A 20262-nucleotide genomic window follows, 5' to 3' on the forward strand; every position below is an offset into this window, starting at 1 on the left:
GCAAGACATAAGCAGCCTTCTCGATAAAATGTAACGATTGCGTTGTTTTTAAACATAGGTAACGAGTGTGAAAAGCAACAAGACGTATGCCACAAGCGGTGTACGTCTTTTCTATGAAAGATATTCACCTAAAAAAGGAGATGATAACATGACATCTGAAAAAGCATTTGAGCAAAAGAAAGATCTTTTAATGAATCAAATTATTGAATCGGGTTACTTTAAAGCAGAAGACGGGAGACATTTGTACGAATTGAATTTAAGTGAACTAGAACAAACGCATCACGATCTTCAAAACCAAAAGGTAAGAGAAATATAATTAAAATCTCCCAGATTATTAGAAATTCAGCTGATTTCGTATATATGTGTAAACACCTGCTGTTCAGTTTGTTCCTCCGCGGCTTTTTGCTTGAAAGCAGGCACTTTTCTTTTTCTTCCGGTGCGTTTACAGCCTCGCTGTTTCCAATCATACTCCTCAAACATATAACTCAACACTTAAGAAATATGCGAATAAAAACAAAAAAAGCGCAGCTTCTGCGCTTTTTTTGTTGAGTTAAAAACGAGTGGAAGCCGCTGTTTTTTTAGGTTTGCTCATTGCTTTTTTTAATACTTCAGAAAAATAGGGATCTCCGCTAGGATTTTGCTGTCTTAGCAAGTCAATGGTTCCTTTCACATCATCCATAGCTCTGTGAGCGTGCTCTCTCTCGATATTATGATGATCAAGAAGCGTTGTTAGTTTTTTATTAGGAAAGCCGTATTCTTTCCATTTGACAGCACGCATAGAGCAGTGCCATTTTTGGTTAAATAAAGATGGATACCGTTTTAAAAGAAAACTGCGATCGAAAGAAGCATTATGAGCGATGATAGCCGAAACGCTAGTTAACAGCGATTCCACTTTTTTATCGTCTAATGTTTTATTTTTGACCATCTCATTTGTAATTCCCGTTAAGTTTGTAATATACGGGAAAATGGGAGTTGAAGGCATATTAAATTCTTCATATTCTTCTACAATGTCGATTATTTCTCCGGTAGAAGAATCATAAGAAACAACAGCAATTGCTAGTTCGATAATATCGCATGTTTGCGCACTTAATCCCGTTGTTTCAACATCTAAAACGGCTGCTAATTTCACTTGTTCAGTTGACAACTCGTCGCCCTCCCTTTCTATTTATCATTCTATTAGCTTATCATTTTTTAAAAGAAAACGTTAGTAAAAAAGATGAGGGAGCACGTACAGAGATTTATTTTATATGCCCACGCGGAAAAGGAATTTACTTTTTTAAAGGAGATGACGATAGCAAAGGAGAATAGTAATATTTACTCATCTAAATTAAGTCTTCATTGAAAATAATGAAATGAAGGAAGAAGGGGATCGCTATCATGCAATTGCTGTATATGGTACTTTTTCTTGTCTTAATTTTTTGGGGAATTACATCTTTTATTCATTACAGGAATCAAACTATTAAAGTTCGTTTGAACAAACATTATACGAATGCAGTAGAATGGATTGAAGCTGTTAAACAAGAGCTAGAAAAGCAAGGGAAATCCGTGAGTTATGAAGGGGATTTCTTGTTTAAAATTGATGAAAAACCTTATGAAATCGCAGCGCGCAATATGTCTATTTGGAGCATGTCGCTCTATCATATCTTGCTGCAGCGTCAAAAAGAACATTCTTAAATTTACTTGCATACAGAAATTATCACTTCTCGTCTATTGAGAAGTGATTTTTTTATCTTTCTGTATCCATAATAGGGAATTTTTTGTTTTTATATAATAGTAATACGAAAAAGATGGTTCTAATTTCCTAAAAAAATACGCTTCATATATTTTAAGTTTTGGTTATCGATTTGGCATGGAATTTGCATACGTAAGAAGGGTTTATCAGACATTTTAATTGTCAGGCAAAGAAAACTAGTTACATACTATAAAACTATTTTACATTATCTACTAGAATTAAAAAATTTTAATAATATAGTAAAATGTAGTTGACCTTCCTAGTTTTAGAATATAAAATAAATCTTGCTAATAGTTTGAAAATTCTAAAATGGAGGGGTTTACTTGAAAAGCTGGAAAAAGATTTTGGGGACATCTTTTCTTGCCACAACTGTTACATTAAGCGGAGTCGGGCCAGTACTTATGAATGGAAGTACTGCTTCAGCTAAAACCGCACAATCGGAAGAACTTCCGAGTTCACCAATTGATATGAATACAGTACCGGAAGAAAGATTGGCTAACGCACTGAAAAACCAAGGAGTTATTTCTCAAAGTGCAACACCGCAAGAAGTGAAGAAAGCCGTTACTTCTTACATAAACAAAAAAGATGCACATAAAGAGAGCATGAAGGGACATAAAGCTAGCAAAATTGATTTGAAAGCGAAAGAAATGCAAACAAAACAAAAAGAAAAGTTTCAACGAGGCGAATTTGCTAATATTAAGTCTCAAGGAAACAATTCGGGGAACGGGGTAAACGTTAAACCTGCAGCTCAGGTCAAATATAACGGACAAGTGAGAAAAGATAAAGTTCTTGTTCTTTTAGTCGAATACGCAGACTTTAAGCATAACAATGTCGTTCAAGAACCTGGTTACATGTATGCAAAAGATTTTAATCGAAATCACTATCAGCAATTAATGTTTGGAAAGAAAGACTTTACGTTATTTAACGGTAAGAAAATTAAAACATTTAAACAATATTATGAAGAACAGTCTGGAGGTAGTTACACAGTAGATGGAACGGTTTCTGACTGGTTAACTGTACCTGGAAACGCAAAAGAATACGGAGCAGACAATCCAGCGGGAGGAAACGATAATGCGCCTGGATCTAAAGGGCCTCGTAATCTTGTAAAAGAAGCGCTTGCTGCAGCAGCAAAAAGCGGAATTAATCTTTCAGATTATGATCAGTTCGATCAATATGATATCGATGGAGACGGCAACCGCAATGAGCCTGACGGCATAGTGGACCACTTAATGGTCATTCATGCTGGAACTGGGCAAGAAGCAGGTGGAGGGAAATTAGGAAACGATGCTATCTGGTCTCATCGCTCTACTTTGGGCCAAGTGTATAAAGTTCCTGGAACAAACATGGCTGCTTATGATTATACAATTGAACCAGAAGACGGAGCAGTTGGCGTTTTTGCTCATGAATTTGGCCATGATTTAGGTTTGCCGGATGAGTATGATACACAGTATACGGGTCAAGGTGAGCCGGTAGGCGTTTGGTCAATTATGAGCGGAGGGAGCTGGGCTGGTGAAGTAGCTGGAACAGAACCGACAAGTTTCTCCCCGCAAAATAAAGAGTTTTTCCAAGCAAATATGGGTGGAAACTGGGCAAATATTAAACAAATCGACAGCAAAAACATTACAAAATCGGGCTCTGTGAGCGTGGTTGATCAAAGCGTGACAAAATCTAAACGCCCGGGTATTGTAAAGATTAATTTACCTAAAAAAGCTGTTCAAGGGATTAAGCCTGAGTTTGGAAGCAACTACTACTACAGTAAACGCGGAGACGATCTGCATACGACAATGACGACGCCAGAGTTTGATTTAACAGCAGCAAAAACAGCTAAATTCAATTACAAAGCGTTCTATGAAGTAGAGGCAGAATACGATTACTTATATGTAAATGCAATTCTTCCTGACGGCTCAAAAGTTCTGTTAGATACAATTGGTGATAAAGCGAACAATGCAGACGGTTCTGCTGAAACTTCCGGCGGAAAATGGGAAGATAAAAGCTATGACTTAACGCAGTTTAAAGGTAAAAAAATTAAGCTTCAATTTGAATACGTAACGGACGGTGGACTTGCCCTTCAAGGATTTGCTCTTGATAATGCCAGTTTAGTAGTAGATGGAAAAACGGTATTTACGGACGATGCTGAAGGAGCGCCAAAAGTAACGTTAGATGGATTTGAAAAGACAAACGGCATCAGCTATAAAGACAACTATTATTACCTTGAGTGGAGAAACTATGCAGGCAGCGATAAAGCACTTCAATTCGCGCGAGGTGCAAAATATAATACAGGCATGCTGCTTTGGTACGCAGATGAAAGCTACCTTGATAACTGGGTAGGACAGCACCCAGGTGAAGGATTCCTTGGCGTAGTTGATTCCCATGCTCATAAAGTTCTTTACTTTAATGTAAATGGGATTAGCACGACAGCAAATTCAAGCCGATATCAAATTGCAGACGCGGCGTTCTCATTTGATAAATCACCTGCTTGGTCATATTCTCATAAAACGTGGGGAACGATTTCATCTAAAGAATCAAATGGCGTTACAAGCTTTAACGACAAAAAATCGTATTTAGATGAAAGAATTAAAGATGCAGGCCGCTTGCTTCCTCAAAACGGATTAAAGTTAGACGTAATTGGTGAAGCGAAAGACAATTCAGCTGGTGCTGTATGGATTCATAAGTAAAATTGGATGTATTAAAAAGATCTGAAGAGCGTATTCTTCGGATCTTTTTTTGTATCATAAATTCAAAATAAACTATGAGCTAAATAATCAAAAACGATAAGCCCGTTTAAAAAATAAAATAAAGGGAATTTTCAACAGTGAATAATTGTTATTATGTCATGAAATTCATCCATATAATCAATACTAATAGGTAAAGAAAATATTGAAAAGGAGTTCTAACTATGAGCTATCGTATCGAAAGAGATTCAATTGGAGAAATCAAAGTGGCAGAAGATAAACTATGGGGAGCGCAAACGCAAAGAAGTAAAGAAAATTTTCCAATAGGGATTGAAAAAATGCCGATTGAAGTAATACGCGCTTTTGCGGTTTTGAAGAAAAGTGCGGCTATTAGTAATCATAAACTAGGCAAACTATCAGCAGGGAAATCGGAAGCCATCGTACAAGCTGCTAACGAAATTATTGAAGGGAAATGGAATGAACATTTTCCTTTAGTGGTATGGCAGACAGGAAGCGGAACGCAATCAAACATGAATGTAAATGAAGTGATTTCTCACCGGGGAAACCAGCTAATAAATGGCGACGAAACGCTCCATCCAAATGATGATGTCAATATGTCACAAAGCTCTAACGATACTTTTCCTACAGCTCTTCATATTGCAGCTGTACTAGAAGTCGAAGATCAATTATTGCCTGCTCTAAAAACATTAAAAGAAACGTTCGCTGCGAAGCAAGAGCAGTTTAAAGATATTATTAAAATAGGAAGAACCCATTTACAAGATGCTACACCGCTAACACTAGGACAAGAAATTAGCGGATGGCATCATATGCTCGAAAAGAATGAAGAAATGATTAAACAAAGCGTAGAGTATATGAAGGAGCTAGCTATTGGCGGTACAGCTGTTGGGACGGGAATAAATGCACATCCTGACTTCGGCGATGAAGTAGCGAAAGAAATCAGCAGCACGCTTGGAAAAACATTTATCTCAGCAGCTAATAAATTTCATGCATTAACAAGTCACGATCAAGTGGTTTATGCTCACGGTGCACTCAAAGCCTTAGCAGCTGACTTAATGAAAATCGCCAATGACGTACGCTGGCTGGCAAGCGGTCCTCGGAGCGGATTAGGCGAAATTACGATTCCTGCTAACGAACCAGGAAGTTCTATTATGCCTGGAAAAGTAAATCCAACTCAAAGTGAAGCTCTAACAATGGTTTCTGCACAAGTGCTTGGGAATGACGTGACAATTGGCATTGCGGCTAGTCAAGGAAACTTTGAATTGAATGTATTTAAGCCGGTTATTATCTATAATTTTTTACAATCAGTCAGATTGCTGACAGATTCCATGCAGGCTTTTAACGATAAATGCGCAGTAGGAATTGAACCCAACAAAGAAAAAATTCAGCATAATCTAGAAAATTCTCTTATGCTTGTAACAGCGTTAAATCCGCACATAGGGTATGAAAATGCGGCTAAAATCGCCAAGCTGGCTCATCAGGAAGGAACGACATTAAAAGAAGCAGCGTTCAAAACGGGCCTTCTGACAGAAGAACAATTTGAGCAATGGGTAAATCCAGCTAATATGATTCATCCATCAAAATAAAACAAGCAGCCAAGCATTCTGAGCTGCTTGGCTGCTTGTTTTAATAAAATAAACATTGTTCTAAATAAACATATAAAAAGAAACTGCGGATTAAAAGAAATTTTACACTACTTTATACTAGATTCAAGTACATACGATTAGGGTATTTACATTTTTATAAAGGAGGGATTCACGTGACGTACGAAGTGAAGTTTTATTTTGGAAATGAAAAATCAATCAGTACATTGGTTGAATCAGAAAATGTAAAAAAGCTTGAGGAATCTATTATTCATACGCAAGGATGGTATCGTTATTATGACAAAAAACACGAAGCTTATTTAGCGATTCAAATGAGCAACGTTTTACACATCGTTATAAAAGAATATCAAGATCCGGAAAAACAGGGGTTTTGAGAGATTCGTCGTATACATAAGGAAGTTAGCAAAAGAGGTGAAAACTATGCAAAGGCGACATTCAAATAATCCTATTATTCTCGACGTTTCTCATCATCAAGGAATCATTAATTGGAAAGAAATAAAAAACACCTCAGTAAAAGGGGTGTATATAAAGTTAACAGAAGGCGGAACTTTTGTAGACCCTAGATCTTATGAAAATTATATAGGCGCTAAAAATGCGGGTTTGAGAGTAGGGTTTTATCATTATGCTCACTGTACAAATAGCCCAGAGAAAGAAGCTGCTTTTTTTATTGCTCAGCTTGGACAAATGAAACTAGACCTTCCGCCGTGTTTGGATCTAGAAGAAGACAAGAAAAAATCCAAAGAATTTGTTTCTCGCTTTGCCGTAAGCTGGCTCGAGCATGTTCACAAAACAACAGGGATTAAGCCTATCGTATATACAAATTATCATTTCGCTAAAACTTTTTTTACAAACGAAATAAGTAAGTATCCTTTGTGGGTAGCAAGATATAGTGCAGCCAACAGACAGGGCGGTATGCAGCACCCTGGTGAGCTAAGTCAGTGGCAGCGATGGGCAATGTTTCAATATACGGATTCTGGCAGAGTAAAAGGAATTTCTACAAATGTGGATATAAATGAAATGGACTGCTCATTTTTTAAGGAAGTCACAACAAATCTCTCTATGACAAATAATACAAAAGGGCCCTTTGTCTATTCCAAAGGCGATAGAGGGTTAGGAGTCAAACAAATTCAGCAAAACTTACTTGCGCTAGGTTTTTCTCTTCCGAAGTTTGGAGCAGACGGTTTCTATGGAGATGAATTAATCGCTGCAGTGAAAAAATTTCAGAATCGATATGGCCTTTTTTCAGATGGGATAGCAGGAGCGGACACACTGCCGCGTCTTGTTAAAGAAGTGAATAATCTGAATAATCTGGTTTGAGAGATTACCAGATAGGGAAAAGTCACTGTAAGATTCAAAAAGGTACAAGGAAGGAGCTATTATGAGAAAACGAAAACAAAAAGCATTGATATCAGGTATTACCCTATCAACTGTAGGAGTCGGCATTACGTCTTATATATTAAGCGATGCTGCGAAACGACGAAAAGTAAAAGGACTTGTTCGAAGTGCCAAAGTAAAACTTTCAAGTTTATCTAAAAAACAGCAGGTAAATGCTAGCCTAAATAAAGATGTGCATTCAGATCCTACGTACGTTTCTGAAAGCAATATGATTTCAGAAGGACCTATGTATCAAGATCAGCATAGATAATAAAAAAACTAGTCTTGCCTCGGGCAAGACTAGTTTTTTTATTAATTTTATAAATAGCAGCGCTTATTCATGTTACACTCTCTATATAAGGGAATTATTTCACGCATATTTACAAGTAAAGGAGGAATAGAAGGAGTGGTTAGTAGCGGACTATTTGTTAACTTATGTATTTTTTCGTTTTTTGTCAGTATTATGATTGCGATACGAATATTTTTGTTACAGCGTCTAGCCCATAAATACAAATGGATGAGTGGTATTTATGCAAGTATTGTTTCTGCTATTCTTATGGTATATAGCGTTACGTATCAACAGATTACATATGATTTACGTTTTCTTCCTCTTATTTTAACCGTTCTATACTTTGGTTACAGAGCCGGTGCAGTTGCAGGTATCACTATGGCTGCGTGCAGTATCTATTTAGAAAGTCATTGGTTACTGACTATCTTAATTTTAATCTTTACCTTTTTGTTTTCCCTTCCTCTTATTCGATATAGAAAGCAGTTTTCTTTATTAAAACAATCTCTTCTTTGTTTCTTTATTCATTTTATCGTTCATGTCTTACTGACAAATTACTTCTGGAATACACCTATTCAGTCGCCGTTTTATAGCGAAATAGAATATTTAGTGTTCGGAATTATCGGACTGGGAGTAGCCGTGGCGACGATAGAGTTTTATCGTAAATTTTACGCTGTAGCAGAAGAAGCTGCTTATGCTGGATCAGATTCATGTAAGGAAGAAGAAGATTCTTTTTTTGTCAGGATAATGAAAAAAGAACTAGAATATACGAAAGAACAGCTGGAATCTTTTATTAATCATCACATGGATGCGGTTATTATAACTGATTTAGAAGGGCGAATCTTGCGAGTTAATGAAGCTTATGAAAAAGTGTATGGCTGGAAATCCCATGAAGTCATTGGGAGAAAATATTACGATATAGCAGGAGCTTTTAGTGAGGATGTGCATGAGAATATAAAAAAGACTGTTGCTGAAAAAGAGGCAATCAATCGAGTAGAAGTAGTAAGAGCTCGTAAAGATGGAAGTTTAGTAGACCTTCGCATCACTATTTCGCCGATTTTTAATGGCAAAGATGAGTTGGTAGGTTTGTCTGGAGTGTGTGTGGATATATCTGAAGCTAAAAAAGCTAAACAAGAGCTTGACTTGTTACATCGTAAGCTTAAGGAAAGTGAGTTAAAGTACCGCACGTTATTTGAATATGCAAACGACGCAATTTATTTACTTGAAATAGGTTCGAATCATTTTCCTTCTCGTTTTGTTGAAGTAAATGAAGCTGGATGTAAGCGCTTTGGGTATACGAGAGAAGAGCTTTTATCCATGCCTTGCCACCATATTATACCTAGGGATTCTGACATTGTTCAAAAAACAGTCGAAGAAATTCGCAGCGGAAATCTTTCTTTTACGCTGCAATCACAATTTACATTTAAGTCTGGCGAAATAAAAAAACTAGAATATAGTGGAAAGTTGTTCAATATAGAAAACAAAAAAGTACTTCTTATTGTTTCAAGAGACAGAACAGAGTACTTAAAAACAGAAGAGCTGCTGCAGAAATCTGAGAAATTAGCAGCGGTCGGGCAGCTTGCTACAGCTATTGCTCATGAAATTAGAAATCCTTTAACGGCCATTAAAGGGTTTATGCAGCTATTAACTGAAAAAGCGAGTAAGGAAGAGTTAACCTATTTGAACATTATATCCTCTGAAATTGAGCGTATTGAAATGATTACAGATGAATTCATGTCTGTGGCAAAACCACAGGCCGTAACATTTCAGTCGATTGATTTGCAGCTGTTAATTCAACAAGTGATTTTATTGCTGCAGCCTCAAGCAACCATGAAAAACATTTTTATTGAACTTAACTCATATGGAGAAATGCCTTTTGTATATTGTGAAAGCAATCAAATGAAACAGGTATTTATAAATGTTCTTAAGAATGCGATTGAAGCAATGCCTTCCGGAGGGGAAATTAAAGTTGAGCTGAGAAAAAAGAACGACAATCATATTCATATTCAAATTATTGATGAAGGTGTAGGAATTTCAAAAGAACGCATCAAACATTTAGGTGAACCATTTTACAGTATTAAAGAAGACGGAATCGGGTTAGGGTTAATGATCTGCTTTAATATTATCCAACAGCATAAAGGAACTCTTAGTATTGAAAGTGAAGTAAACAAAGGGACAAGTGTGGAAATTTGTTTACCGTTAGAATAAAAGGTCATCAGTTAAAGGAAGAAGAAATTTTGCAACAAGTTGTTTAGTAAAGTTATAATATTCTATGTTGAAGAAAAATAAGCAAAGGAGTGGTTACGATTAAACAGAAAAAGTGGATTAACATATTTCGTATTCTGTATATTATTTTTGCTATTATTGCGATTGGAGCATCTTTTGGAGACTATTCTTTTGGGCTTAATAATCCCCGCATAGTCAGTTTAACGGCTCTTGTTTTGGCGGTTATTTGTATTGTTCCGTATTACATACTTCGCTTTAAAGAACAAGCTTCTAAAAGTAAATAAGTTAATATTTGTTATCTTAAAAGAGGCTGTGACAAAAGTATTTTAGTTGAAGGAAGATCCGAACGATTCATCGTTCGGATTTTTTTATTGTTATGGTGAACATGGATTTAATCTAGTCGGTTGCTTCTAGCGGTTGATTGGAGTGATTTTGTTATGTCTCAATCTCTTTTTTATCGTCATAAAAGGGCGATAAATGGGCGAGCATTTTTTCTAGCCTGTACATATGCTATAGAGTAAACAGGCTACGGAGGTGAAGTGAAATGGGATTTTACAACTGGGGTTACGGCGGTGGTTATGGCTACGGCGGCTACGGTAGTTACGGTGGCGGTTTTGCATTAATCGTTGTACTATTTGTTTTATTAGTTATCGTTGGTTGTACATGCTTGAAATAAACAGAAAAAGCACGGATTTACAAAGGTTTTAGTAGATTCGTGCTTTTTTATGTTCATAAGAAGAACAGTACTATAATAAAATAATGTTGTGCATGTACATAAAAAACATACAAAAAATTTAATTAATAGATTAAAAAAATAAAAAATTGAAGAGGAAGAGTAAATTTAAGCCACAAAAAAGGTCTGAAATTTATAATTTTCCTTATAAGTAATTTTTGTAAAATGCTTCGCAACACTGATAATAAGACTGAATAACACTCCATAGACCGCTAGTTTTTATCCGATGACTAAAAGAATTATTTTACTTGTCTGAAAATCAACATAAATGATTTTCATATAGTTTAAATAGGTAAAAAAGACTTATTGCAAAAGCTATATTCTTAATTTTCATAATAATAGGAATATTAAAATAATATATAGACGTAGTAATTTTTAGTTGCTATAATGTTGCTAATTATCACAATTAACAGAAAAATTGCGGTAATTAAATTTACTAAGGATAGGGAGAAAAAACTATGAAAAAGAAAAAACAGGCTTTAAAAGTATTATTATCAGTTGGTATCCTTTCTTCATCATTTGTTTTTGCACATACGAGCAGTGCCGCGCCAAATAATGTACTTTCAACCGAAAAGTATAACAAAGAAATTAAATCTCCTGAGTTTATTTCTGGAAAGCTTTCAGCCCCATCATCACAGAAAGCTCAAGACGTCGTATTTCATTATATGAATACAAATAAAGACAAATATAAATTAGGAAACGAAAATGCTCAAAACTCATTTAAAGTGACAGAAGTAGTGAAAGATCCCGTTGAACAAGCAACCGTTGTACGCTTGCAGCAGGTATATAATAATATTCCTGTTTGGGGATCTACTCAATTAGCACACGTAGCGAAAGATGGAACCTTAAAAGTTGTATCAGGTACAGTAGCTCCTGATTTAGATAAAAAGGAAAAGCTAAAAGGCCAGAAGCAAGTTGACAGCAAAAAGGCGATTCAAGCAGCTGAAAAAGACTTAGGCTTTAAACCGACGTATGAAAAATCCCCTTCATCTGAACTGTATGTTTATCAAAACGGTTCAGACACAACGTATGCTTATGTAGTAAATTTAAATTTCTTAAATCCTGAACCAGGCAACTATTATTACTTTGTTGATGCTATTAGCGGTAAAGTGCTAGATAAGTACAATACAATTGACTCCGTAGCTGGCCCAAAAGCCGATGTGAAGCAAGCGGCGAAGCCGGCAGCGAAACCTGTAACAGGCACAAATGCTATTGGCTCAGGTAAAGGAGTGCTTGGAGATACTAAATCGTTAAAGACAACGTTATCTAGTTCTACTTACTACTTACAAGATAATACAAGAGGGGCGACAATCTATACGTACGATGCAAAAAATCGTACATCTCTTCCAGGTGCGCTATGGGCAGACACCGATAATACGTACAATGCAACCCGCGATGCAGCTGCAGTAGATGCTCACTATTATGCAGGTGTGACGTATGATTATTATAAAAACAAATTTAACCGCAACTCCTATGACAATGCAGGAGCTCCGCTAAAATCGACTGTTCATTATAGCAGCGGCTACAACAATGCGTTTTGGAATGGCTCTCAAATGGTATATGGAGATGGAGATGGAACTACTTTTGTTCCGCTATCAGGAGGGTTAGATGTTATCGGACATGAATTGACGCATGCGGTCACAGAAAGAAGTTCTAATTTAATCTATCAATATGAATCAGGTGCATTAAACGAAGCGATTTCCGATATTTTCGGAACATTGGTAGAATACTATGACAACCGAAATCCAGATTGGGAAATTGGAGAAGATATTTACACGCCTGGAACAAGCGGTGATGCCCTTCGTTCAATGAGCAACCCAGCAAAATATGGAGATCCGGATCATTATTCAAAGCGCTATACAGGTTCTAGTGACAACGGCGGAGTTCATACAAACAGCGGTATTATCAACAAAGCTGCCTACTTACTAGCTAACGGAGGAACGCATTACGGGGTTACTGTAACAGGCATCGGCGGCGATAAGCTAGGGAAAATTTATTACCGTGCTAATACGCTATACTTCACTCAGTCTACAACATTTAGCCAAGCGCGTGCAGGTTTAGTACAAGCTGCTGCTGATCTATACGGTTCAGGCTCTCAAGAAGTAATTTCAGTAGGCAAGTCATTTGACGCAGTTGGTGTTCAGTAAGTTATAAACCAAAAGTCGCAAGATAAATGAGGTATCTTACGACTCTCTATACTACCTTACTACCAATAAAGGAGTACTCGTATAAATATATTACAGTACTCCTTTATTTTATGTTAATAAATAAGGAAAACAGATTTCTTCTTGATCTATAAAAATCCACGTCTTATTCCTCCCTTTTATATCCATTCGAATTATACCGTTATTTGTTAAATGAAGCTGACCCGTTTTAGTAAACGGTCTTATTATAAAATGTTATAATAAAGAAAAGAATTAAATACATACATATGAAAAAGGAGTGGAGGAATCAATGGATAAAATTGCTGTTATTTCAGATATCCACGGAAATCTTCCTGCATTAGAAGCAGTTTTAGCTGACATACAACAGCGAGATATCCATCGCATCATTTGTCTAGGTGATTTAGTAGGAAAAGGACCGGATTCAAGTAAAGCGATTGATATCATAAAAGAAAAGTGCGAAGTAACGGTAATGGGAAACTGGGATGACTTCATTACAAAGCCTGCGGAATTTGAAGCGTTGAAATGGCATCAGAAGCAGTTAAGTTCAGCCCAAGAAGCATACTTAAAGGAACTTCCTTTTTCTGTTGAGTTTATGATGAGCGGAAAATTAATTAGAATGTTTCACGCTTCACCTAGAAGTCCTTATGACAGAATTCAACCCTGGGATTCACTTGAAAAGCGCCTTAGTCTATTTGCTAATACGGAATATACGGAAAATATAAAAGGATCAAGAGAGCCGGATGTTATCTGTTACGGAGATGTACATAATGCATTTATTCAACATATTAAAGGGAAAACGCTATGTAATGTAGGAAGTGTAGGAAACCCGCTTGATTTACCACAAGCTTCCTATCTTATTTTAGAAGGAAAGGATCAAGACGAAAGTCCTTCAGCATTTTCTATTCAATTTGTACGTATTCCATACGATATTGAAAAGGCTATCGAATTGGCGAGAGGTTTAGAGATGCCGGACTTTGAACCCTACGTTCAAGAATTAAAAACAGCTCGCTATAGAGGACTAAAAAATTAAGAATAGAATGTATCTCAACCTTCAGCATAAATGCTGAAGGTTTTTTAGTGGAGTAGATGAGGGGTTTTTTAACACCATTAGTATGATACATGCAAATAAAAGTTATTCCGGTGAATTTAAGGAAGGGAAAACTTGGAGAAAAACATACAGCATTTAAAAGGAAATAAATTTTATTTTATGAAGACAATATGAAGAGGGCAATTCTATTTGAACATAAAGTCATGCAAAAACGTCCCTGAAAAGCTGTTTTTACCATAACGAGTGGAGGAATACATGATGAAATTTTTTATTGATACAGCTAACCTGGAAGATATTAAAAAAGCATATAAAATTGGGGTATTATCAGGTGTTACCACAAACCCTTCGCTAGTAGCGAAAGAAGGCGTAAAGTTTGAAGATCGCATCGAAGAAATTTTAAAAACCGTCCCGGAAGTAGAATCCGTTTCAGCAGAAGTCACGCCCGACACAGTAACAGCAGATGACATGATTGCTCAAGCAGAAGAACTGATAAAAATTAATGGAGGAGACAAAAATATAACGATTAAACTTCCTATGACCATTGCTGGATTGGAAGCAACCCGTTATCTAGCTAAAAAAGGCGTAAAAACAAACGTAACGTTAATTTTTACAGTGAATCAAGCGCTTCTAGCAGCTCGTGCCGGTGCCACGTACGTATCGCCATTTTTAGGACGCTTAGACGATATTTCAGAAGACGGTGTTTATCTGGTATCTCGAATTGCGGAGCTATTTCGAATTCAACACATTGACTCACAAATTATAGCAGCGTCAGTCAGACATCCAGATCACGTCACACGAGTAGCTCTTGCTGGGGCTCATATTGCTACCATTCCGTATGCCGTAATTGAACAATTGGTAAAACACCCGTTAACAGAGCAAGGAATTGAAAAATTTGCATCAGACTGGGAAAAAGCTGTAAAAAGTTAAATTCACTTAAGGAGAAGACATCATTTTAGTGTCTTCTCTGCTTAAAGGGTATACAGAGATTCTTTTTTCTATTTTGTAGCAAACAACTTATCATTAATAGGCGAACATCCTATACATATATGCAGAGATGACATACGTTAATAGAAACGAAAGAGGTGTTAAAATGGGCTGTATTATTAACATTGAAAATATCGTGACTAACGGGTTAAAAGACAATTCGAACGTAAGCGTAGGCTGTGTTGTACAAAGTAGTCACACGACAAATACAAAATCGGTAGGAGCTTGTTTTTCGTTTGGAAACGGCTCTCCTGCTATTGCATCTATGACAAACAGTAATGTCGACTTTTGCAAAGGCGAAGAAAATAAAGAGCAGCAATCTTGAAAACAATTCCAGAAAGAGTATTTCTGGAATTGTTTTTTGGTAAGTGATAGAGTTTTGTTAACAAGTTGTGTTGGCTTTTAAAAGAAAAACATTCATGAGGAAGGGGTTTGAGCGGTGCTATGAGCATTATTTCTATGATTCCTTATACATACGTTGAAAGAAAAATAAAACGAACACAAAAGGTGACGATTCAGCATTCAAAAGACATGTGCTTGTATCCTGATAATATTCAAACAGAGAATAACTGCTTTCACATTAACAGCATATTTGACATCTCTTACAAATGCGTTTCAAAAGACAGTGGTTTTTTATACTTACATACAAATCAAGGAATGTTCGCTTATACCATACACACCGATCCTGCTGATTTTATAGCAGCATATAAAGATATAAAAAAGAAGGGCTGACAGCAATGTCACCCCTTCTTTTTTTGTTATTATTTTATCCACTGTACAACTTGATCCATACTTCTTCTTGTTTTTCCACGCTTAGGCTCATGAATTCGGTAGCCGAACGCAACCATAACGGAAATATCAAACTTACCGTCTTCTAGTAATCCTTCTTCTTTTAGAATTTCATGTACTTGGTCATAGTTAAACCCTTCAATCGGACAAGAATCAATACCAATTTGAGCAGCTGATGTCATCATATTAGCTAGTGCAATATAAGATTGTTTGCTAGCCCAATCAAATAGTGCTCGCTTGCTTTCGAACAAGTGAAAATCATTTTCTTGGAAATCTTTATAACGAGGCATTAATGTCTCTAATACATCATCCGGCATTTCTTTGACGTTTTTTTGAAGATCTAATACATATTCAGAGTCATATCTTGCGTCTGTGCGAGAAAGAATAATAACAAAATGACTTGCTGTAGGAATTTGGCCTTGTGCTCCCCAAGAAACAGCTTTTAATTTTTCTTTTAAATCTTTATTTTCAACGACTAAAAACTTCCACGGCTCATAACCTACTGAGCTTGGAGATAGGCGTCCCGTTTCTAAAATGAATTGGAAATCTTCATCGGAAATTTTCTTCGTTGGATCAAACTCTTTTGTAGCATGACGGAAGTTAAATGCGTCTAAAATTTCTTGCTTTTTATCTGTATTGTTCATGTGTAAACAACCTTTCTGTAAAAATATTTAGTGATGAACTGTTTAGAGTATCCTATACCCTGTATAGCTTACAACTAACAGTTAGTTAACATACAATTTGTCATAAAGCCCGTTTGCAAATTTATCATAAATCATATAAATCATCCTAACAAGTACGCACATTTTTGTTGTATAGTATACTTTTTTATACTATTAATGCAGTTTTATAAGAAGCAGAAAGGAGTAAACAATCTGTGGAGTTTCGTTTTCGAAAAAGGAATTAAGAGAAGGAAGAGAGGAGAAGAGTGATCTTCTCCTTTTTAATTAAATTTTTGTATTTGATTTTTTCGCTTTGTTTTCAAGTTCACTTTTTGGTTCTGTTGAAAATTCAACATCTTTTCCGTGTCCTTGAGGGTTAACTCCAGGAGCCACTTGACCACGGTTAGCAGATTTTTTTGTACCCATTTTCGTCACCTCCGTTCGGTTAGTATGTACAAAAAGCAAAACAAAAATTAGGAAGTAAAGCGTGGAAAGATAAATAGGAAAAGATTATCTTTAAGCATCTTCATTACATAAACAAGATAATTACTCATTTAAACGGCCATAAAAAAACACCCTTGGAAGGGTGTTTTTTGTTTAAGAATCTGAGCTTGTTGCTCTGTCTGCATATGGATAGATAGGATCTTTTAAGTGAAATTCGTAAGTCACTCCATCTACAAGTCCTACCGTTTTATTGCTATCATAAAGGTCCAGCATAAAAGCAGCCATTTCTTTTGACGTATGAAACTTAGGTACTCGTCCTTCGTATTCAAAATCACTCATATCCATCGAACGCTGTGCAAATTCTGTTTCAGTAGCCGCCGGAGCTAGAACTTTAGCCTGCATTTTTGCTCCTCTTCCTTTTAATTCTTGAGAAAGACCTTCTGTAAATGCACTGACGTAGAATTTTGTTGCGCAATAAGTGACTGCATCAGCAACAATGGTGTAGCCGCCTCCAGAAGAGACATTAATCAGTTGTGTACCTTCAACGTTTTCATAATCTCTTACAAATAGAGAAGAAAGAATGGTTAAGACTTCGATATTTAAATGAAGCATTGTTTCAATTTTAGTTAATTTTTGTTCACCGACAGAAGCAAAGTTTCCGAATCCAGCATTGTTAATCCAAGTTTCTAATTCATACTTTTTGAGTGACTCATAAAACGTATGCGCATTTTCTGCCACGGATAAATCAACCGACTGGACAATAACCTTTACACCTTGATTCAGTTCTTCAATCTTTTCTTTTAACTCTTCTAGCTTGTCCTCTCTACGTGCAGCCAATATAAGATTTGTTCCGCGTGCTGCGAAAGCTAAAGCTGTTTCATATCCAATTCCTGAACTTGCGCCAGTGATTACTGTATATTTCATGTTGATTCCTCCATTTTCGATGTTTTCGAATTGATTATAATTGTTAAAGTATACTTTAAGTCAAGCGTTTATTCGATTTATTTTTCCCTTTATAAGTCTAATTATAAACATTTGAAGTTTGGTGCTAAACTTTCTTTTTTTATGCTAAACTTAAAACAAAAGGCGGTATTTTATTTCATTATTAATTCCTTAAAAGGAGGAATGTATGCGTTCTCTTTACGTGAATAGAAGACCTAGCTTACTTGCCCAAATTACATTACTCATCACGGTAGTTATTCTTGTTAGTACCGTCCTTGTATGCATTTTATTTTCTGCAATGGTAGATGAAATTGTCGAAAAATATGTAGGCAATCAAGCTATGACAGTAGCAAAATTAGCTTCTGAAGATAAAATTATTGTAAAAGCTTTTAAGAAGAAAAATCCTCCTAAGGACATCCAACCTGTTGCTGAAAAAATAAGAAAAACCACAGGGGCAGATTACGTTACCATCGCTAATGATAAAGGAATACGCTATTCTCATCCCAATAGTAGCTACATTGGAAAACATACTCAAACAAGCAATGAAGCTTCTTTAAAGAAGCATCAATCCATTATTTATAAAGGAAAAGGAATTTCAGGATTTGCAATTAAAGCCAAAACCCCTATATGGGATAACCAAGGAAACGTAATAGGTGTTTCTTCGGTAGGGTTTCTTGTAAGCAATATAGAAAAACAGATTAATGACTATAGAATAAAAATTATTAAATTGTCTTGTATTCCTTTTCTTATTGGAGCATTTGGAGCTTTCTTCATTGCAAGGCGGGTAAAAAGACTAATATTTGGACTAGAACCGGAGGAGATTTCCTTTCTTTTTAAAGAAAAGGAGGCTACCCTTGAATCTATTCGAGATGCTACTGTTACTGTAAATGTTGAAAAATATGTAACGTCAATGAACAGAAGGGCTAGAGAGCTATTTGGTCATCTTCAAATAGGAGGAGAGATAAAGAACGCCCGTCTAGGACAGCTAATTGATCAAGCGATCGAAAAGCAGCGGGTGTATTCTAACCAGTCCCTTGTACTAGATGGTCAGCAGTATATTTTAGATTTATCTCCTATTGTAAGAAAAAAAGAAGTGCAAGGTATCGTTCTTACCATAAGAACTTTATCACAAATTGAAGAACTGACTGAAGAGATTTCTAAAATTAAAATGTTCTCTGATAATTTACGTGCTCAAAATCACGAATTTTTAAATAAGCTGAACGTAATTTACGGGTTATTAAGGTTAAAGAAATATGAGCATGTCATGCAAATGATTTCATCAGAGGTAAAGGAACGCCAAGATATTATTTCTTTTTTAATGTCTTCTGTGAAGGATCCTTTGATTGCTGCCTGCTTACTTGGGAAAATCAATCGCTCGAAAGAATTGGACGTCACTTTAGAGATTGATCAAGATAGTAACTTAACAAGTACTTTAGATATCGAAGATGCAAAAAACGTTGTTTCCATCTTGGGGAATTTAATTGATAATGCGCTCGAGGCTGTGCGAGAACATAAAGGTCACGTATTGGTATCTTTTACAGATGTAGGAAACGACCTGATTTTTGAAGTTGAAGACGATGGACAAGGGATATCAAAAGAAGTAGAAAATATGATTTTTATAGATGGTTATACAACGAAAAAAGGTGAAAATCACGGGATTGGATTGACCATTGTTAAAAGATCTGTAGAGCTGCTTAAAGGCGAACTATACATAAGCAAAAGCATGTTACAAGGGGCAAGGTTCACATTAGTTATCCCAAAGCTATTAAATAACGAAAAGGAAGAATCGATATGACTGAAAATCAAATTAACGTCATGATTATAGAAGATGATTCTACAGCTGCACAAATTTATGAGCAGTTTACTAAAAAATTAGAACATTTCACTATTGTTGCGACAGCAGGATCTGGAGAACAGGCTTTAGAATTACTAACAATATTTACGCCGCAATTAATTTTATTAGATGTCTTTTTACCGGATATCAACGGAGTGGAACTGCTATGGGAAATTAGAAAGAATTATCGAGGGATCGACATTATTTTAATAACGGCGGCCAACGATGTTGAAACAGTAGGAGAAGCAATAAGAGGCGGAGCATTTGGTTATTTGGTGAAACCTGTAATTATTGATAAATTTTTATCTACTTTAAAACATTATCAGTCTACGAGAATAGAATTAACTGAAAATAAAATGGTTAATCAAGACAAAATAGACCATTTATTTAGAACACATCATAATCGACGCAATCAATCAGCGGCTGCAGTAACAGAATTTCCTAAAGGCATTGATAAACATACTCTTCGTTTAGTCAGAGATAAAGTTTGCAAAGTTCAGGAAAGCTTGAATGTAGATGAGTTTGCTCAATTAGTGGGTATCAGTTATTCAACAATGAGAAGGTATTTAGAGTATTTAGTATCGTGCAAGGAAATGCAGGTGGAAATAGTATATGGAAGTGTAGGGAGGCCTGAACGGAAATATCGAGTAACTAATCTTACATAAAAACGAGATAGCGGGTAAAAAACCGCTATCTCGTTTTTATGTAGAAATGATGCATGAAAAAAATGAAAAAAATTACTTTTATAA

At 35.9% G+C, this 20262-nt stretch carries 20 protein-coding genes and 1 pseudogene; 17 read left to right on the top strand and 4 right to left on the bottom strand.

Annotated features, from left to right (window positions below):
- Window positions 1-148 precede the first annotated feature (148 nt).
- Window positions 149-316 carry a Fur-regulated basic protein FbpA gene (locus tag LJC66_RS11710; RefSeq protein ID WP_081085234.1) on the top strand — a complete coding sequence of 56 codons (168 nt, stop codon included), beginning with the start codon at window positions 149-151 and terminating at the stop codon, window positions 314-316.
- Between the two features lie 234 nt (window positions 317-550).
- Here the strand turns inward: LJC66_RS11710 and LJC66_RS11715 are convergent, their stop codons facing one another.
- The gene (locus LJC66_RS11715) at window positions 551-1144 is read right to left on the bottom strand and encodes an exonuclease domain-containing protein (RefSeq protein WP_028408562.1); all 594 of its coding nucleotides are present in this window, start codon (window positions 1142-1144) and stop codon (window positions 551-553) included.
- A gap of 233 nt (window positions 1145-1377) precedes the next feature.
- On the opposite strand from LJC66_RS11715, the gene LJC66_RS11720 reads away from it, so the two are divergent.
- From LJC66_RS11720 to LJC66_RS11785, 14 genes and pseudogenes are all read left to right on the top strand, one after another.
- On the top strand, window positions 1378-1674 hold the full coding sequence (locus tag LJC66_RS11720; RefSeq protein ID WP_013057017.1) for a hypothetical protein: 297 nt from the start codon (window positions 1378-1380) through the stop codon (window positions 1672-1674).
- 381 nt (window positions 1675-2055) lie between these two features.
- A complete protein-coding gene (locus LJC66_RS11725; protein ID WP_230932605.1) occupies window positions 2056-4407 on the top strand; it encodes an immune inhibitor A domain-containing protein in 2352 nt (783 codons plus the stop codon).
- A gap of 221 nt (window positions 4408-4628) precedes the next feature.
- Window positions 4629-6008 carry a class II fumarate hydratase gene (gene fumC, locus LJC66_RS11730; protein ID WP_195693979.1) on the top strand — a complete coding sequence of 460 codons (1380 nt, stop codon included), beginning with the start codon at window positions 4629-4631 and terminating at the stop codon, window positions 6006-6008.
- A 173-nt stretch (window positions 6009-6181) separates the two neighbouring features.
- Window positions 6182-6400, top strand: coding sequence for a hypothetical protein (locus LJC66_RS11735; RefSeq protein WP_102194846.1), 219 nt, complete (start codon window positions 6182-6184; stop codon window positions 6398-6400).
- Between the two features lie 46 nt (window positions 6401-6446).
- Entirely contained in the window at window positions 6447-7343 is an 897-nt protein-coding gene (locus tag LJC66_RS11740) for a GH25 family lysozyme (RefSeq protein ID WP_230932606.1), read from the top strand.
- A 61-nt stretch (window positions 7344-7404) separates the two neighbouring features.
- Window positions 7405-7671: a hypothetical protein gene (locus LJC66_RS11745; RefSeq protein WP_013083129.1), complete on the top strand. Its 267-nt coding sequence runs from the start codon at window positions 7405-7407 to the stop codon at window positions 7669-7671.
- A gap of 135 nt (window positions 7672-7806) precedes the next feature.
- Window positions 7807-9894, top strand: coding sequence for a PAS domain S-box protein (locus LJC66_RS11750; RefSeq protein ID WP_230932607.1), 2088 nt, complete (start codon window positions 7807-7809; stop codon window positions 9892-9894).
- A gap of 89 nt (window positions 9895-9983) precedes the next feature.
- Complete coding sequence (locus LJC66_RS11755) at window positions 9984-10196, top strand: hypothetical protein (RefSeq protein ID WP_013083131.1); 213 nt, start codon at window positions 9984-9986, stop codon at window positions 10194-10196.
- Between the two features lie 260 nt (window positions 10197-10456).
- Window positions 10457-10588 carry a YjcZ family sporulation protein gene (locus LJC66_RS11760; protein WP_016764087.1) on the top strand — a complete coding sequence of 44 codons (132 nt, stop codon included), beginning with the start codon at window positions 10457-10459 and terminating at the stop codon, window positions 10586-10588.
- A gap of 605 nt (window positions 10589-11193) precedes the next feature.
- A pseudogene (locus LJC66_RS11765) lies at window positions 11194-12792 on the top strand (M4 family metallopeptidase); the annotation flags it as partial.
- 307 nt (window positions 12793-13099) lie between these two features.
- A complete protein-coding gene (locus LJC66_RS11770) occupies window positions 13100-13840 on the top strand; it encodes a metallophosphoesterase family protein (protein ID WP_230932609.1) in 741 nt (246 codons plus the stop codon).
- Window positions 13841-14116: 276 nt separating this feature from the next.
- Complete coding sequence (gene fsa, locus LJC66_RS11775; protein ID WP_013057026.1) at window positions 14117-14785, top strand: fructose-6-phosphate aldolase; 669 nt, start codon at window positions 14117-14119, stop codon at window positions 14783-14785.
- 163 nt (window positions 14786-14948) lie between these two features.
- Complete coding sequence (locus LJC66_RS11780; protein ID WP_230932610.1) at window positions 14949-15167, top strand: spore germination protein; 219 nt, start codon at window positions 14949-14951, stop codon at window positions 15165-15167.
- A gap of 119 nt (window positions 15168-15286) precedes the next feature.
- Window positions 15287-15574: a 3-isopropylmalate dehydratase gene (locus tag LJC66_RS11785; protein WP_195693969.1), complete on the top strand. Its 288-nt coding sequence runs from the start codon at window positions 15287-15289 to the stop codon at window positions 15572-15574.
- Between the two features lie 29 nt (window positions 15575-15603).
- Here LJC66_RS11785 and LJC66_RS11790 read toward each other — a convergent pair whose 3' ends face one another.
- The 3 genes from LJC66_RS11790 to LJC66_RS11800 form a co-directional block, all read right to left on the bottom strand.
- Window positions 15604-16275 (bottom strand): NAD(P)H-dependent oxidoreductase, encoded by a 672-nt coding sequence (locus LJC66_RS11790; RefSeq protein ID WP_013057029.1) that lies wholly within the window; start codon window positions 16273-16275, stop codon window positions 15604-15606.
- 303 nt (window positions 16276-16578) lie between these two features.
- On the bottom strand, window positions 16579-16719 hold the full coding sequence (sspL, locus tag LJC66_RS11795) for a small, acid-soluble spore protein L (RefSeq protein WP_013057030.1): 141 nt from the start codon (window positions 16717-16719) through the stop codon (window positions 16579-16581).
- A 171-nt stretch (window positions 16720-16890) separates the two neighbouring features.
- The gene (locus LJC66_RS11800; protein ID WP_230932611.1) at window positions 16891-17661 is read right to left on the bottom strand and encodes an SDR family NAD(P)-dependent oxidoreductase; all 771 of its coding nucleotides are present in this window, start codon (window positions 17659-17661) and stop codon (window positions 16891-16893) included.
- Between the two features lie 205 nt (window positions 17662-17866).
- On the opposite strand from LJC66_RS11800, the gene LJC66_RS11805 reads away from it, so the two are divergent.
- Window positions 17867-19474 (top strand): ATP-binding protein, encoded by a 1608-nt coding sequence (locus tag LJC66_RS11805; RefSeq protein WP_195693965.1) that lies wholly within the window; start codon window positions 17867-17869, stop codon window positions 19472-19474.
- Window positions 19471-20178, top strand: coding sequence for a response regulator (locus LJC66_RS11810; RefSeq protein ID WP_195693962.1), 708 nt, complete (start codon window positions 19471-19473; stop codon window positions 20176-20178). The genes LJC66_RS11805 and LJC66_RS11810 overlap by 4 nt, the downstream gene beginning before the upstream one ends.
- The last annotated feature ends 84 nt before the right edge of the window (window positions 20179-20262 follow it).

Origin of the sequence: Priestia sp. TSO9, assembly GCF_021029645.1 — a bacterium.
Taxonomy (GTDB): Bacteria; Bacillota; Bacilli; order Bacillales; family Bacillaceae_H; genus Priestia; species Priestia megaterium_E.